At 58.0% G+C, this 14,039-nt stretch carries 17 protein-coding genes and 2 tRNA genes; 9 read left to right on the top strand and 10 right to left on the bottom strand.

All coding sequences use genetic code 11. From position 1 onward, the window contains the following. Positions 1 to 62: 62 nt before the first annotated feature. The gene (pbpG, locus tag BZK31_RS00845; protein WP_083180861.1) at positions 63 to 1,004 is read right to left on the bottom strand and encodes a D-alanyl-D-alanine endopeptidase; all 942 of its coding nucleotides are present in this window, start codon (positions 1,002 to 1,004) and stop codon (positions 63 to 65) included. A 250-nt stretch (positions 1,005 to 1,254) separates the two neighbouring features. On the opposite strand from pbpG, the gene BZK31_RS00840 reads away from it, so the two are divergent. Further along, complete coding sequence (locus BZK31_RS00840) at positions 1,255 to 1,815, top strand: hypothetical protein (RefSeq protein WP_083180860.1); 561 nt, start codon at positions 1,255 to 1,257, stop codon at positions 1,813 to 1,815. 140 nt (positions 1,816 to 1,955) lie between these two features. On the opposite strand, the gene BZK31_RS00835 is transcribed toward BZK31_RS00840, so the two are convergent. After that, positions 1,956 to 2,138: a hypothetical protein gene (locus BZK31_RS00835; RefSeq protein WP_073161985.1), complete on the bottom strand. Its 183-nt coding sequence runs from the start codon at positions 2,136 to 2,138 to the stop codon at positions 1,956 to 1,958. Positions 2,139 to 2,313: 175 nt separating this feature from the next. Continuing rightward, complete coding sequence (locus tag BZK31_RS00830) at positions 2,314 to 2,670, bottom strand: hypothetical protein (RefSeq protein WP_083180859.1); 357 nt, start codon at positions 2,668 to 2,670, stop codon at positions 2,314 to 2,316. A 227-nt stretch (positions 2,671 to 2,897) separates the two neighbouring features. Here BZK31_RS00830 and BZK31_RS00825 point away from each other — a divergent pair, with 227 nt between their 5' ends. Further along, positions 2,898 to 3,710, top strand: coding sequence for a shikimate 5-dehydrogenase (locus BZK31_RS00825; protein WP_083180858.1), 813 nt, complete (start codon positions 2,898 to 2,900; stop codon positions 3,708 to 3,710). A gap of 18 nt (positions 3,711 to 3,728) precedes the next feature. Here the strand turns inward: BZK31_RS00825 and BZK31_RS00820 are convergent, their stop codons facing one another. Next, entirely contained in the window at positions 3,729 to 4,388 is a 660-nt protein-coding gene (locus BZK31_RS00820; protein WP_083180857.1) for a YceH family protein, read from the bottom strand. Between the two features lie 177 nt (positions 4,389 to 4,565). Between BZK31_RS00820 and BZK31_RS00815 the strand changes: the two genes are divergently transcribed. Together BZK31_RS00815 and BZK31_RS00810 are read left to right on the top strand one after the other, a co-directional pair. Then, positions 4,566 to 5,075 carry a DUF1993 domain-containing protein gene (locus tag BZK31_RS00815; protein ID WP_083180856.1) on the top strand — a complete coding sequence of 170 codons (510 nt, stop codon included), beginning with the start codon at positions 4,566 to 4,568 and terminating at the stop codon, positions 5,073 to 5,075. Between the two features lie 153 nt (positions 5,076 to 5,228). Next, a complete protein-coding gene (locus BZK31_RS00810; protein WP_083180855.1) occupies positions 5,229 to 6,383 on the top strand; it encodes an MFS transporter in 1,155 nt (384 codons plus the stop codon). Here BZK31_RS00810 and nhaR read toward each other — a convergent pair. Beyond that, positions 6,368 to 7,282: a transcriptional activator NhaR gene (gene nhaR, locus BZK31_RS00805; protein WP_083180854.1), complete on the bottom strand. Its 915-nt coding sequence runs from the start codon at positions 7,280 to 7,282 to the stop codon at positions 6,368 to 6,370. The two genes, BZK31_RS00810 and nhaR, sit on opposite strands and share 16 nt — an antisense overlap. 131 nt (positions 7,283 to 7,413) lie before the next feature. Here nhaR and BZK31_RS00800 point away from each other — a divergent pair, with 131 nt between their 5' ends. Together BZK31_RS00800 and BZK31_RS00795 are read left to right on the top strand one after the other, a co-directional pair. Beyond that, positions 7,414 to 7,656 (top strand): hypothetical protein, encoded by a 243-nt coding sequence (locus BZK31_RS00800; protein ID WP_083180853.1) that lies wholly within the window; start codon positions 7,414 to 7,416, stop codon positions 7,654 to 7,656. 38 nt (positions 7,657 to 7,694) lie between these two features. Beyond that, positions 7,695 to 8,453: a TerC family protein gene (locus BZK31_RS00795; protein ID WP_083180852.1), complete on the top strand. Its 759-nt coding sequence runs from the start codon at positions 7,695 to 7,697 to the stop codon at positions 8,451 to 8,453. Between the two features lie 80 nt (positions 8,454 to 8,533). Here BZK31_RS00795 and BZK31_RS00790 read toward each other — a convergent pair whose 3' ends face one another. After that, on the bottom strand, positions 8,534 to 8,722 hold the full coding sequence (locus tag BZK31_RS00790) for a hypothetical protein (RefSeq protein WP_083180851.1): 189 nt from the start codon (positions 8,720 to 8,722) through the stop codon (positions 8,534 to 8,536). 222 nt (positions 8,723 to 8,944) lie between these two features. On the opposite strand from BZK31_RS00790, the gene BZK31_RS00785 reads away from it, so the two are divergent. Then, the gene (locus BZK31_RS00785; protein ID WP_083180850.1) at positions 8,945 to 9,640 is read left to right on the top strand and encodes a peptidase C39 family protein; all 696 of its coding nucleotides are present in this window, start codon (positions 8,945 to 8,947) and stop codon (positions 9,638 to 9,640) included. Positions 9,641 to 9,694: 54 nt separating this feature from the next. On the opposite strand, the gene BZK31_RS00780 is transcribed toward BZK31_RS00785, so the two are convergent. Next, on the bottom strand, positions 9,695 to 10,978 hold the full coding sequence (locus BZK31_RS00780) for an NAD(P)/FAD-dependent oxidoreductase (protein WP_083180849.1): 1,284 nt from the start codon (positions 10,976 to 10,978) through the stop codon (positions 9,695 to 9,697). Between the two features lie 183 nt (positions 10,979 to 11,161). Here BZK31_RS00780 and BZK31_RS00775 point away from each other — a divergent pair. Continuing rightward, positions 11,162 to 11,238 (top strand) — tRNA-Val (locus BZK31_RS00775). 167 nt (positions 11,239 to 11,405) lie between these two features. Beyond that, positions 11,406 to 11,482, top strand: a tRNA-Val gene (locus tag BZK31_RS00770). A gap of 134 nt (positions 11,483 to 11,616) precedes the next feature. Here the strand turns inward: BZK31_RS00770 and BZK31_RS00765 are convergent. From BZK31_RS00765 to BZK31_RS00755, 3 genes are all read right to left on the bottom strand, one after another. Beyond that, entirely contained in the window at positions 11,617 to 11,979 is a 363-nt protein-coding gene (locus BZK31_RS00765) for an NUDIX hydrolase (RefSeq protein ID WP_083180848.1), read from the bottom strand. Between the two features lie 207 nt (positions 11,980 to 12,186). Further along, entirely contained in the window at positions 12,187 to 12,564 is a 378-nt protein-coding gene (locus BZK31_RS00760; RefSeq protein WP_083180847.1) for a hypothetical protein, read from the bottom strand. Between the two features lie 308 nt (positions 12,565 to 12,872). Further along, entirely contained in the window at positions 12,873 to 13,937 is a 1,065-nt protein-coding gene (locus BZK31_RS00755; RefSeq protein WP_083180965.1) for an NAD(P)-dependent alcohol dehydrogenase, read from the bottom strand. Positions 13,938 to 14,039 lie beyond the last annotated feature (102 nt).

The raw sequence follows: 14,039 nt of genomic DNA, 5'->3' as shown, positions 1-14,039 counted from the left end.
CGCTGTAACGAAAACGGCCGCGATGTCTGCACATCGCGGCCGTTTTTGTATCGGGATGCAGATCAGTCCCGCGCTTGAATGCCAGTCTGCTTCATTACCAGATTCTTTTCTTTCTTGTACTGCAAGGCCACTTCAGGTGCCGGGCCGCTCTGGCCGGTTTCCATCCACTTGCGCAGTCGGCTGGCGTCGGCAAAGTGGGTGTACTTGCCGAAGGCGTCGAGAATGACCACCGATACCGGACGGTTGGCCATGGTCGTCAACAGCACCAGGCAGTGACCGGCCTGATTGGTAAAGCCGGTCTTGGTCAGCTTGATGTCCCAGTTTTCCTTGCGAACCAGATGGTCGGTGTTGTTGAACACCAGGCTGTAAGTCGGCTTGCGGAACGTCACGGTTTTGTTTTCGGTGGTACTCAGTTCGCTGAGCATCGGGTACTTGCGCGCTGCCATGACCAGCTTGGTCAGGTCGCGGGCCGTGGACACGTTGTAGACCGACAGACCGGTGGGTTCGACATACGCCGTGTGCTTCATACCGAGAGCCTTGGCCTTGGCGTTCATGGCTAGAATGAATGCCGGATAACCGCCCGGATAACTATGCGCCAGGCTGGCGGCAGCGCGGTTTTCCGACGACATCAGGGTGATCAGCAACATATCGCGGCGATTCATTTCGCTGCCCAGCTTGACGCGGGAGAACACGCCCTTCATTTCCGGCGTCTGGGAAATGTTGACCGGAATGACTTCATCCATCGACTGTTTCGCGTCGAGTACCACCATCGCAGTCATTAGCTTGGTGACCGAGGCAATCGGCACAATGACGTCGGGGTTGCTGGAATACAGCACTTTATCGGTTTGCAGGTCGATGACCATCGCGCTGCCCGACGCCAGGTGCAGGTTGGAGGGATCGCGATTCAAAGCAGCGGTTTCGTTTGCCAGGGTGGAAGTGGAAATCGCCGAACCTGTAAGTACAAATAATAGGCTCAGAATAGACAGACGAATTTTCAAGAGCAAGGCTCACTCATAAGGTGTGTTAACGAAAGGAAGAAGGGGAAACCCGGCATTTTAGGAGCAGGCTCCGAGCAATGTCGATGGGGGTTGTAGGACGTTTCGATAATAAAGTCAGGAAATAGCGTTTCGTTAAGTTGCGGTTAAGTGGGAAAACTGCTCAAAAGCATCTGCCGTTTGAATAGTCGTGGTGTCTGGAGCCAGCACCGATTAGCATTCCCAGCCATCGAAGATCACGGATTCAAGGAGTCGCGTAATGCTCAAGGGGTTTATCGGCAAGGATTACGTTGTTCTGGTAATCGCAGCCTCACTGTTAACCGTGCTGCTGTTACTGGCCGGCTTCTTTTCACGTCCGTCTGACTGGGCGGGCTGGGTGCAGGCGATTGCGCTTATTGTCGGCATGATGGTCGCCATTGCCGTGCCTGCCATTCAGCGTCACCAGGAAGCAGCGTTGACCCGCAAGCAGTTGCGTGACCGTGAAACGGGATACGCCCGACGCATGCAATACCTGTGCGGTGAACTGAGCGAGTTGCATGCGCGTATCAATTTGAACCTGACGCACTTGCGCGCCACTGATCGCCACAGTCTGAAATTCACCCTGCAGGATTACCTGCATCGCCTGTTCGAATCGCACAAGCAGGACGTAAATGACGACCGGGTGGTGCTGGCCTACGAACTGCGACAGGTAGCCAACGATTTGATCGATGAGCTGGACAGCGGTCGTACGGACCGCGTGGTGTTCATGGCGCTGGAAAAACGCTTGCAGAAGCTGACTCACCGTTGTCAGGTCAACGCGGCCATGGCTGAGCGAACCTGACAGCGTTCACGCCTTTGGGCGAGGAATGGGGGGCGAACGGGGCCTTACCGCATTTGTTTCATGCAAAAAAAACCGCATCAAAGGATGCGGTCAAGGGAGAGTTGCGGAGCAACGCATGAGGTTTCTATGGCGGCAGGGCATCAGCTATCGAGGACGCGACTTTTCAGTTCCTCGGAAAAAGCCTGGGCCACCGGCAGTGACGCGAAGGGGCCGCTGACAGGTTCACCATCCTGAATCAGGTACCAGCACGCCAGCAAACCGCGCTCTCTGAGCGGAGCCGGAACTGCACTGCCTACCACCGACATGATTTGAACGTTGTTCATAGCGACCTCCATCAATCCATGGCGCTACTGTACGGCGCGATCGACGTGCGCAGAAATCGACGTTCTCAATAGTCGTCATTGACGGGAACGAGGGTAGGTCGGGTTGTCGTGGTGAATGCAGGTGTGCGCAAGAAATGAAAAAACCCGCCGGCGAAGGCGGGTTTTTCATCAGCAATTACCAGCGGCCGCGGGGTGGGCCGTAGTAGCCTGGAGGCGGACCGTAGTGGCGATAGTAGCCAGGCGGCGGTGCCGGGTAGCGTTCTACCACTTCATAGGCTGGCTGGTAATACACCACCGGTGGAGGTGGTGGTGGCGCGTAGTAGACCTGCGCAGGCTGCTGGTAGTAGACCGGCTGACGCTCGACGTAGACCGTTCTGTCACGGCTGGACGAAACCGCTGCGCCTACCACGGCCGCACCCACCAGGGCACCCACCACGGCAGGGCCACCCCAGCCACGATGATCGGCGTTCGCCTGGCCTGCAAGGGCCAGCGCACCTATAAACAAGGCAATCTTGGGGATTTGACGAATCATGAGTGTTCCTCGCTCTCAACCCGTTGTCGCGGGCCTGCATTACTCTCAAGCACTGCCACGGGATAACTCTAAGACATCGAATTTGTAAAAAACTGCGAAATCGTTGAGTAAATTTTATGTAAGGTACTTTCCATACAAATCGCCTGAGCAACTTTTTTGCGGTTGCCGGCCAGGCGGAGTTTACGCCTGGCGCACAGGTTTAATCCAATACCATTTAGGGGGAAAGCATGCTTGTCACTGCCAACAAGGACACGTTGCTGTGCATGTCCATGGCTGCGCGTCCGGGAAACTTCGGTGTGCGCTTCCATAACCATCTCTACGAACAGTTGGGCCTGAACTTCTACTACAAAGCCTTCGCGCCGAACGATCTGAGCGCCGCCGTTGCCGGGATTCGGGCGCTGGGCATTCGCGGCAGTGCCGTCTCGATGCCGTTCAAGGAAGACTGCATAGCACTGGTCGATGAACTGGATGCCTCGGCGGCCGCTATTCAGTCGATCAACACCATCGTCAATACCGACGGGCACCTCAAGGCGTTCAATACTGACTACATCGCGGTCGCTCAACTCATGCAGAGCCATGTAGTGCCGCACACCGCGTTCGCCCTGCGCGGCAGCGGTGGCATGGCCAAGGCCGTTGCCTTTGCATTACGCGACGCAGGTTTTACCGACGGCTTGATCGTGGCGCGCAACGAGCAGGCCGGTCGGCGTCTGGCCAAGGCCTGCGGGTTTCGTTGGCAGGCCGCGCTTGGCGATGAGCGGCCGCCGCTGCTGGTCAATGTCACGCCACTGGGCATGGCGGGGCCTCAGGCCGACGAGTTGGCATTCGACGAGCAAGCCATCGCGGCAGCCACGACGGTTTTCGATGTGGTGGCAACGCCTGCCGACACTCCGCTGATCCAGGCCGCCCGCCGTCTGGACAAGCGCGTGATCAGCGGTGATGAGGTGGCGGCGATTCAGGCGCTGGAGCAGTTCGTGCTGTACACCGGTGTTCGACCGACCGATGAGCAGTATCGCAAAGCGGCGGCCTTCGCCCGAGGCTGATCCGCCAGTCTGAACATTTCACGGCTGTTCGAGCTGTGCCAGGCGTGCTTCGAGGGCGGCAACGCGTGCCTCCAGTTCATCAATGCGCTCATTCGAAGCCGCGCTGGTTGCCGTGCGGTCCGGCGCGCTCTGGCGCTGGGCGAGCAGCGCCTGCAGATCATCGGGATCACCCAGTGTGTGCATGTAGCGATCTTCACGCTGGCCCGACTGACGTGGCACCAGCATCGCCAGGTTTCTCGCGATCAGACGCTCCAGTTGGTGGACGACCTGCTCGGCCTCCTCAAAGTCATGCATGCGCTGGCTGCGGGTCAGCAGTTCGTTTACTGTCTGCGGACCGCGCAGCAGAAGCAGTCCGGTCAGAATGACCTGTGCGGGCACCAGTTCCAGACTCTTGTCGACCCTGTGCTCCCAGCGGTCGGCGCGGCTGCCCATCACCAGACGCGTCAGGCCACGGCCTTCCAGCGCGCGCAGACTCTGACCGACCTGACCCTGCGTCAGGTTCATGACCGGATCACGACTGGTTTTCTGATTGCAGGCCAGCACCAGCGCATTGAGGGTCAGGGGGTAGGTTTCAGGGTGTGTGGCCTGCTTTTCGATCAGGCAGCCCAGAATGCGTACTTCAGTGCTGTTGAGTTGCACGGTCTCGGATGCTTCGGTCGAAGAGGGTTCGGTGGACATGGACGCTTCCCTGGGTGATGGCGGTGGATCAGCCTATGAGGTGTTGCGGTTTTTTGCCAGTGCCCAGTGCCTGTGCAGCGCTCTGAAAAAATCTTTGCAAACGTTCTCTGCGAAAAGACTCACGGCCTTCGACCCCTGTCAGGTCTATAATTGCGCCTTTCTCATTCAGGATATGTCATGTCTATTTCCCTGTACGCCGCTTCGATTCCAGTCTTCCAGCAAATGCTCAACGCCCTGAGTGATGTTCTGAGCAAAGCTGAAGCCCACGCGACCGAGAAGAAAATCCAGCCGCCTGCATTGCTGCAGGCTCGTCTGTTTCCGGACATGCTGCCGTTCACACGCCAGGTGCAGATTGCCGTGGATTTTGCCAAAGGCGCTTCGGCGCGTCTGGCCGGGATCGAAATTCCGCAGTACGAAGACAACGAGACTTCCTTTGCCGAGTTGCAGGCGTTGCTGGCCCGGACACTGGAGTTCATTGGCGGTATCAAGCCCGAGCAAGTGGATGGCAACGAAAGTATCGAAATCGTTCTGCGTCCCGGCACCGATAAGGAGCGTCGTCTGAACGGTCAGGCTTATTTGCTGAGCTACGCCTTGCCGCAGTTCTTCTTCCATGTCACCACTGCTTACGACCTGCTGCGCCACAATGGTGTGGAGATCGGCAAGCGTGATTTCATGGGCAAGTTCTAAGGCCATTCACCCCCGTTACCGCCCCCTGCGGGTGTCGTCGCCTGCGTCCCGCGCGTTCGATGACACCTGATCCGCGTCATATCGCGACTGTTCGTTACCTGTGTTTGCAGGCGCATCCTCTGGATGGGCCTGTGTCGTTGTTCTGGAGTTTTCATGCTACTGCCTATTCTGCTGTTGTCGGCTGCCGGATTCACCGTGCTGACCACAGAGTTCGTGATCGTCGGCCTTTTGCCTGCCATGGCCCGCGACCTGAAGGTCTCCGTGTCTCAAGCGGGGCTGCTGGTGACACTGTTCGCCTTCACGGTTGCTGCGTTCGGTCCGTTTCTGACCGCCTATTGCGCGCGTTTTGATCGCAAGCGACTGTTTGTCGGCATCCTGATTCTGTTCGGGCTGTCGAATACACTGGCCGCATTGGCCCCCACTATTGCGGTGATGGGGATCGCGAGGCTGATTCCTGCGCTGGGCCTGCCGGTGTTCTGGGCGCTGGCCAGTGAAACCGCCGTGGATATCGTAGGACCCGAGTTCGCCGGACGGGCTATCGCCAGAATCGGTTTCGGCATCGTCTGCGCCACAGTGTTCGGCATCCCCGTTGGTACGCTGATTTCCGATACGTTCGGCTGGCGCTCGGCGTTTGCGGTGTTGTCACTGCTGGCCTTCGCCAAGGCGCTGCTGCTGACGATGTACCTGCCCAAAACGATTATCCGCAAAGAGCCGGTTTCGATCCTCAGTCAGTTCGGCATCCTGCGCAGCCCGCTGATGCAGGGCCACGTGCTGCTCTCCGTATTGGTGTTCAGTGGCATGTTCACGGCCTACACCTATCTGGCTGACATGCTGGAGCGTCTGGCCGGTTTCGATGGCACGCTGGTGGGCTGGTGCCTGATGGGCTTCGGCGCCGTGGGGTTGCTCGGCAACTCACTGGGCGGGCGCATGGTGGATCGCCATCCGCTGATTGCCAGCATGGCGTTCTGCGCTTTTATGGTGCTCGGTATGGTGGCCGTGGTGCCGAGCATCCATTCCTACATTGCTCTGGCGCTTGCCCTGGCCGTATGGGGCCTGACCCAGGCGGCGCTGTTTCTGGTCAGCCATGTACGCTTGATCAAAGCCGCACCTCAAGCACCTGCCTTCGCCGCGTCACTGAACATCGCCGGCGCCAATATGGGGATCGGCATCGGCGCGGTCGTCGGTGGCCGGGTAATTGATCATCTGGGACTCGGCAAACTGGGCTTCGCTGCCGCAGGCATCATCTCTCTGGCGATCGTGCTGGCCTGGCTGCTGATGAAGGGCAGGCCGGTTCAAAGCCCGGCCTGAATGCTATCGGTGAACAAGGTAGTGCGCGCACCTTCGGCAATGGCGACAACGCCGGGGTGCCGGACCTTTCGCTCGACCGTGATCGTATAGAACGACTCGGTCACCGCGTCGGTCTGGCCGATCATGTCCACGCCATACTGGCTCCGCACCTCGTCAGCGATCACGCTGGGTGCCACGAACAAGCCGCTGCCCGACTTGCCGAAAGCTTTCATCAGCGCGCTGTCATCGAACTCGCCGACGATACGCGGCTGGATCTTCAGGTCATTAAACCAGCGCATCAATCGCCCGCGCACCACGGTGTCCTGGCCAGGAATCAGCAAGGGCGCGCCGTGCATGCACTGGGGGAAGTCGTTGCCGATGCGCTCAGCCATTTCCCGGGTCGCAAAAAAGCTTACGCCGCATTCTCCCAGCTTCTGGCTGTGTCCCTTGATGTCGAGGTGAGGCGGCATCGGGCTGTCGGAAATCACCATATCCAGACGCTGGATCGCCAGATCCGCCAGTAGCCGTTCAAGCTTGTCTTCGCGGCAGGTGATGCGGATCGACTCATCAAGATTCATGGTCGGCGCGATCAGGTGGTACACGATGGATTTGGGCACCACATCCGCAACGCCGATCCGGAACAGCAGTTGCTGTTCGTCGGGCCGCGAGCTCAACAGCGTTTCCAGCTCGTTGCCCAGTTGAAACATCTGCTCGGCATAGGGGAGTGCCATGCGACCGGCTTCGGTCATTTCCAGTTGTCGGCCCACTCGCTGGAAAAGATCCACGCCCAAGGTCGTTTCCAGCAGGCTGATCTGGCCGCTGACGGTCTGGGGTGTGAGGTTCAACTGCTCGCAGGCGCGCACGATGCTGCCGGTCTTGGCCACGACCCAGAAGTAATGCAACTGACGGTAATTGAGCATAATGATCGCCGATTCGTTAAAGCCGAAGTATATCGCTTATAAAATCGAATTTTCCTGATGTTTCAGCTTCCTTAGAATGCCCTTCCAACGCCGGACCGGAAGCGCGTCCGGCCTTGCCTATCGAGGGACACATGAAAAAATCATTTTGCGCTGTACTTTTGACCGCTTCGCTGTTGGTAATGGCAGGGTGCGATCAGATAGAGTCGTCCTCTAAACAGATGCTGGACACGGCCGCCGAGTCAGCCAGGCAGGCAATCGACGACACCCATCAGGCCGCCACCAAGGCGCTCGATGAGACCAAGCGGGAACTTTCAGTATTGGAAGCGCCACAAAGCTCCGCTGAATCAGACAGTAAATCCGGTAAAGACATCTAACGTTCGTTCAACTATTGGCTCAGGCAGGGCAGTGATCTATGGAATACCTATTGGAACTCGCGACAAGTCCAGCCGCCTGGATTGCACTGGCGACGCTGGTCGTGATGGAAGTCGTATTGGGTATCGATAACCTGATCTTCATCTCGATCATCACCAACAAGCTGCCGGAACATCAGCGTCACAAGGCCAGACAGTTGGGTATCGGCATGGCGCTGATCATGCGTCTGGGCCTGCTGAGTACCGTGGCGTATATCGTGCAGTTGACCGAGCCGGTGTTCGACATGTTTGGCCAGGCCTTCTCTTGGAAAGACATGATCCTGATTGCGGGTGGTCTGTTCCTGGTCTGGAAGGCGACGACGGAAATTCATCACAGCATGGACGTCAAGACCGAGGAAGAGAAAACCCTCAGCTCCACTGTCGCGCTGACCATGGGTAGCGCAATCGTGCAGATCCTGATGCTGGACCTGGTGTTCTCCATCGACAGCATCATCACTGCCGTAGGCATGACCGAGCACTTGCCGATCATGATTATCGCTGTCGTGACTGCTGTGATCGTGATGCTGGTGGCCGCCAACCCGCTGGCGAAATTCATCAACGAGAACCCGACAGTGGTCATGCTGGCCCTGGGCTTCCTGATCATGATTGGTATGACGCTGATTGCCGAAGGCTTCGGTGCTCATGTTCCAAAAGGCTATATTTACGCCGCTATGACCTTCTCGGCCGCGATCGAGGGCTTGAACATGATGGTCCGCAAGGCCAAGCGCAAAAAAGCGGCCCGTCAGGCTTCCGCCGTCTGACAGTCCGCTGCAATGAAAAACGGTCGACCCGGATAACCGGGTCGACCGCTTTGCATTTCAGGCCCATGAAAAGCCTGCGCTTACACCGCTCGATGCACCGTGACGGGACGGACCCTTGACTGCCGTTCCGGCTTCACGCGTGGCGGGGCAGGCGGGGTCACCGTGTGAGAATGATGACGACGGGATACGCGCATCACACCCCACAGCATGGCAGTGGCCACGGCGAGCCACGAGGCGACCAGCATCACGATTGTCAGTTCCAGGCTCATAAGTGCCTCCACGTTTCCTGCTTTTGGTGTTGCATTCCTGATAACTGACAGTCTAGTACCGGGTGTGTTGCGATTAATTGACCAATGGCGTTTTAGTATGAACGATTCGATCTATGCAGCTTACGGCACTGTGCTCAAACGCTATACCCGGCGCGTCGAGGGCTCTATGATCAGCGCTCAAATCGAGCGGTGACTGCTCGATGTCAGTTGAAGTGAGGGAGCATGTTGTCGGCATCGATTTTCGCAAGCGCAGTGCGTGGTAAGGGTTCATGGCTAGTGGCTGCGCTGGTACTGGCCCTGTCCGGCTGCACATCCCTGGTCACCGCCCAGATCAAGAGCCTGCCGGATCGCGTTGAGCTGACCTCGGTGCCGTTCTTCCGGGGCAACATTTACCAGAGCGGTCCGGGCGCGCTGGCCAGCATGCTTGCCAATCAGCAGGTTCAGACCACGCCAGGGCTGCTGGACAAACCCCTGCAATTGCCGGGCGCTGAAGATCGTCTCGAGCAGAACATGCCCAAGGTGGCGCGCGAATATGGCTTCATGGTGTATCCGCTGGATGGCGACCTGCATGCGCTGTTGGCGCAGGTGTCGGCCGGTTATCCGGTCATGCTGCGCTTCTCTCAAGGATCGGCATTCTGGAAGCAGCCACGTTACGCCGTGCTGGTAGGGTATAACCGGGTCAAGGAAACCGTGTTGGTCAACGTGGGCATGGACCGGCGATACGTCATGAGTTTCAGCAGCTTCGTTTCCGCCTGGAACGATGGCGGTCGTTGGGCCGTATTGATTCAGTCACCACGACAGTTGCCTGCGCAGGTCGATGCGCAGCGCTGGCTGAGGGCGGCGGCCGAGTTGTCCCAGGCCGGCCAGGAGCAGGCGGCAGGCGAGGCCATCCGGACGTTGAATCGCGCCGTTAAATGAATTAGACATCGAGAACGAAAACGGCGCCCCGAAAGGCGCCGTTTTACCATGCGGTCAGAAACCCAGGCGGTCACGCAGGCTGTAGTACCAGGCGCCCAGTGCGGTCATCGGTGTGCGCAGCAACTGGCCGCCGGGGAAGGGGTAGTGTGGCAGGTCGGCGAACGCGTCGAAACGCTCGGCCTGACCGCGCAATGCTTCGGCCAGCACTTTGCCCGCCAGATGCGTATAGGTCACACCATGGCCGCTGCACCCTTGCGAGTAGTAGATGTTGTCACCCAGGCGTCCGACCTGGGGCAGGCGGGACAGGGTCAGCAGGAAGTTTCCGGTCCAGGCGTAGTCGATCTTCACGTCTTTAAGCTGCGGGAACGCCTTGAGCATCTTGGGCCGGATGATGGCTTCGATGTTGGCCGGATCACGCGCGCCGTACACCACACCGCCGCCGAAAATCAGGCGTTTGTCAGCACTGAGGCGGTAGTAGTCGAGCAGATAATTACAGTCCTCGACGCAATAATCCTGTGGCAGCAGCGTTCTGGCCAGGTCCTCGCTCAACGGCTCGGTGGTGATGACTTGAGTGCCGCAGGGCATGGATTTGGCAGCCAGCTCCGGCACCAGATTGCCAAGGTAGGCATTGCCCGCCACGATGATGAATTTGGCGCGGACTTTGCCCTGCGCCGTATGCACGACCGGGCTGGCACCGCGTTCGATCCGGATCGCCGCCGATTGCTCATGAATCGTCCCGCCGAGGGTTTCAACCGCGGCAGCTTCGCCCAGTGCCAGGTTGAGCGGGTGAATATGGCCGCCGCTCATGTCCAGCAGTCCGCCGATGTACTGATCGCAGGCCACCACTTCGTTGATCCGGCGCTGGTCCATCAATTCCAGTTGCGAATGACCGTAGCGTTCCCACAGACGTTTCTGCGCTTCGAGGTGGGCCAGCTGTTTGCCGGTCAGCGCCGCGAAAACGCCGCCGTCCTTCAGATCGCACTGGATGCCGTATCGCGAGACCCGATCACGAATGATTGCCGCGCCTTCGAAGGCCATCTGCCCCAGCAGCTGGGCCTGACGCGGCCCCACGGTACGCTCGATCACATCGATGTCACGGCTGTAACTGTTGACGATCTGCCCGCCGTTACGGCCTGAGGCGCCGAATCCGACCTTCGCGGCTTCCAGCACCGTGACCTTGAAGCCGTTCTCCAGAAGGAACAGTGCGCTGGACAGTCCTGTGTAGCCAGCGCCAATGATGCACACATCGGTTTCCACCTCGCCGTGCAGCGCTGGGCGGTCAGGCGCCGAATTGGCCGAGGCAGCGTAGTAGGACTGCGGATAGGGCGTGTTGGCCATCCTGGAGCTCCGTTTAATATTCTTGACGATTGCGCCGATGCTACCCGAGATACCTGCGTTCTGCCAGCGTCCGTGCAAAAGACTCATCGCACCAACTTTTATAAAAGTGGCTTTAATTCATAGGGTTAGCGATAAAAACAGATTGACATGAAATTCAAAGCCGGTAGGATGCACACCCACAGCAGGCACGTAGCTCAGTTGGTTAGAGCACCACCTTGACATGGTGGGGGTCGTTGGTTCGAGTCCAATCGCGCCTACCAGACAAAATCCGCTCTGCTGGGCGGTATGAAAAAGGCGATCCGGAAGGGTCGCCTTTTTTTGTTGTGTGGCGGCTGTCAAGCCGCCAAATAATTCGCATATTCAGTCAGTTACTGTAAAAAAAGCCATTGACACATATCTGAATATCCGTAGAATGCCGACCCACAGCAGGCACGTAGCTCAGTTGGTTAGAGCACCACCTTGACATGGTGGGGGTCGTTGGTTCGAGTCCAATCGCGCCTACCAAACAAAATCCGCTCTGCTGGGCGGTAAGAAAAGGGCGACCCGAGAGGGTCGCCCTTTTTTGTCTGCGCGTTTTCAGATTGAGGCGTCGAACCGCAAAGGCCAGCGCAATGGCGGTGGCCCGACGATAGGGGGACTCAGCCCTGACGGGCGAATGATTTGACGATGGACTTGGTCGCCGTACTTGCCTTCAGATCGCTGACGTTCTTTGGAGCAAGCCACTTGCAGGCGGCTATCTCATTTTGCGGTCTGGCCTCGCTGGACTTTGGCACTACGGTAATGAATACGTAGTGGGTCACCCGGTCCTTCTCGTACTCCGCCAGATAGCGCAGCTCCAGATTTTCCAGGCCTGTCTCTTCATTGAGTTCACGCACGGCCGCTTGCGCCGGCGTTTCACCCGGTTCGACCTTGCCGCCTGGCAATGCCCATTTTGATTTCGGTTTGCGCACGTAGAGGACTTCTCCGTCCCGCTTGCAGATGACTGTCGCTCGTTCTTTCATACCCGTCCACCTGGTAAGCGTCCCTCACCTTCAATATCTGCAAGGACTTCATGAACTTGAGACCGGCAAGCAGCCAGTGATAGTCACCAAATTGTAATAAAAAGTTCATTTTCAAACTTCTAGCACGATCAGTGCCATTTTTCATCCGGGGTACGAACGTGAGGGGCGTTCGAAAGCCCTTTGGGATCGGGCTTTCGAAGCGAGCTTTTAGAGATGCCTTACGATTTCTCGCGTCGCAATATGTTGGGCGAGCTTCTGGTAGGTTCTATCGTCGGTGGCAGCGAGCAACTTTCTTCCATCCTTGAAGGTGGTCATGAAGGTGATTTCCTTTTCTTCTCCGGCGAGCATGACGCCTGCGGCGGCGCCCACAGGGCCCAGCATCAGGGCACCTGCAAGGCCGTAACCAATTGCTCCATCCATTTTTATGCTGGACGCCTGGCTGGCAATTTCCACCGACTTGATATCGTTGTGTTTAAAGCTGATACCAGGCCAGGGGAAGAGGGGGGTTACAAGGGTAATGGTGCCAGAGCGGTACTCCCCATCACCTTGAAGAAAATCACCCGCTAAAACCTTGATCTTAGCCATGTGGAATTCTCCATTGTTTGAATGAAGTCGTTTCAATCAAGTAACTATTTCGCGCCCCAAAAAAGTGCGTGTCAATGCCGCGGAGACGAGTTGCGTGTGCCGCAGGCAGCTATATGACGAAAGGTTCAGCGACGTTCGCCCGCGTTTCCGGCTGTCGCAGAAATAGGCGGGCTATAGGTGCGCAGGCTCGAGTCACAGCAGGCGCCGCGTTCTGTTGCGTAGGTGGACAGTAGAAAAGAGGGGGCAGGGGGCTGGCTGTTTCAGGACAGTCGGACTGGCTGGGGAGCCAGTCCGATCCGTTGCGGTGATCAGGCAGCAGGCCGTTCCTGCTTGAGGGTGGCCATGTCGATCACGAAACGATATTTCACGTCGCCCTTGAGCATCCGCTCGTAGGCTTCGTTGATGTCCTTCATGGCAATTTCTTCGATGTCCGATACGATGCCGTGCCGTGCGCAGAAATCCAGCATTTCCTGGGTTTCCTGAATGCCTCCGATCAATGAGCCAGCCAGGCTGCGGCGCTTGAAGATCAGATTGAACACCGCCGGGGACGGGTGTGGCTCGGCGGGTGCGCCGACCAGCGTCATGGTCCCGTCACGCTTGAGCAGTGACAGAAAGGCATCCAGATCATGTGGCGCGGCCACGGTGTTGAGAATGAAATCCAGGCTGTTGGCGTGCGCGGCCATTTCATCAGGGTTTTTGGAGACCACCACTTCATCCGCTCCCAGGCGGCGACCGTCTTCGCGTTTGCTGGCTGACGTGGTGAACAGCACGACATGAGCGCCCATCGCGTGAGCGATCTTGACACCCATGTGACCCAGGCCACCAAGTCCGACGATGCCGACCTTCTTGCCGGGGCCGACTTTCCAGTGATTCAGTGGCGAGTAAGTGGTAATGCCCGCACACAGCAGCGGCGCGACCGCCGCCAGGTTGTCACTGTGGGAAATGCGCAACACGAACTTCTCCTTGACGACGATGGTGTCGGAGTAACCGCCGAAGGTGTTTTCACCACCGAATACCGGCCCGTTGTACGTGCCAGTGAATCCGTTTTCGCAGTACTGCTCTTCACCGTCGTCGCAGGAGGCGCAGCTCTGACAACTGTCGACCATGCAGCCGACGCCAGCCAGATCGCCGACCTTGAATGTGCTGACGTTACTGCCAACGGCCGTGACCTTGCCGACAATCTCGTGACCCGGCACCGATGGATAAAGTGTGTTGTGCCACTCATTGCGTGCAGTGTGCAGGTCGGAGTGACAGACACCGCAGTAGAGAATGTCGATCTGCACATCATCGACGCCCGGCGTGCGCCGTTCGAATTGGTAGGGTTTGAGTCGTTCGGTGGCAGTCTGGGCTGCATAGCTGTAAGTCTTGACCATTGCGATCACCTGTCCGGTAGGGGGTTTGGCGAAGAGTCCGCAGGCCAGCATAGTGCTGAAAACTTGATATTGCCTGCTCCTGCGGGAACATTCTCTGACCGG

Source organism: Pseudomonas floridensis (assembly GCF_002087235.1).
Taxonomy (GTDB): domain Bacteria; phylum Pseudomonadota; class Gammaproteobacteria; order Pseudomonadales; family Pseudomonadaceae; genus Aquipseudomonas; species Aquipseudomonas floridensis.
Note: the sequence above shows the minus strand (reverse complement) of the source record. Positions and strands in the feature narration are given on the sequence as shown.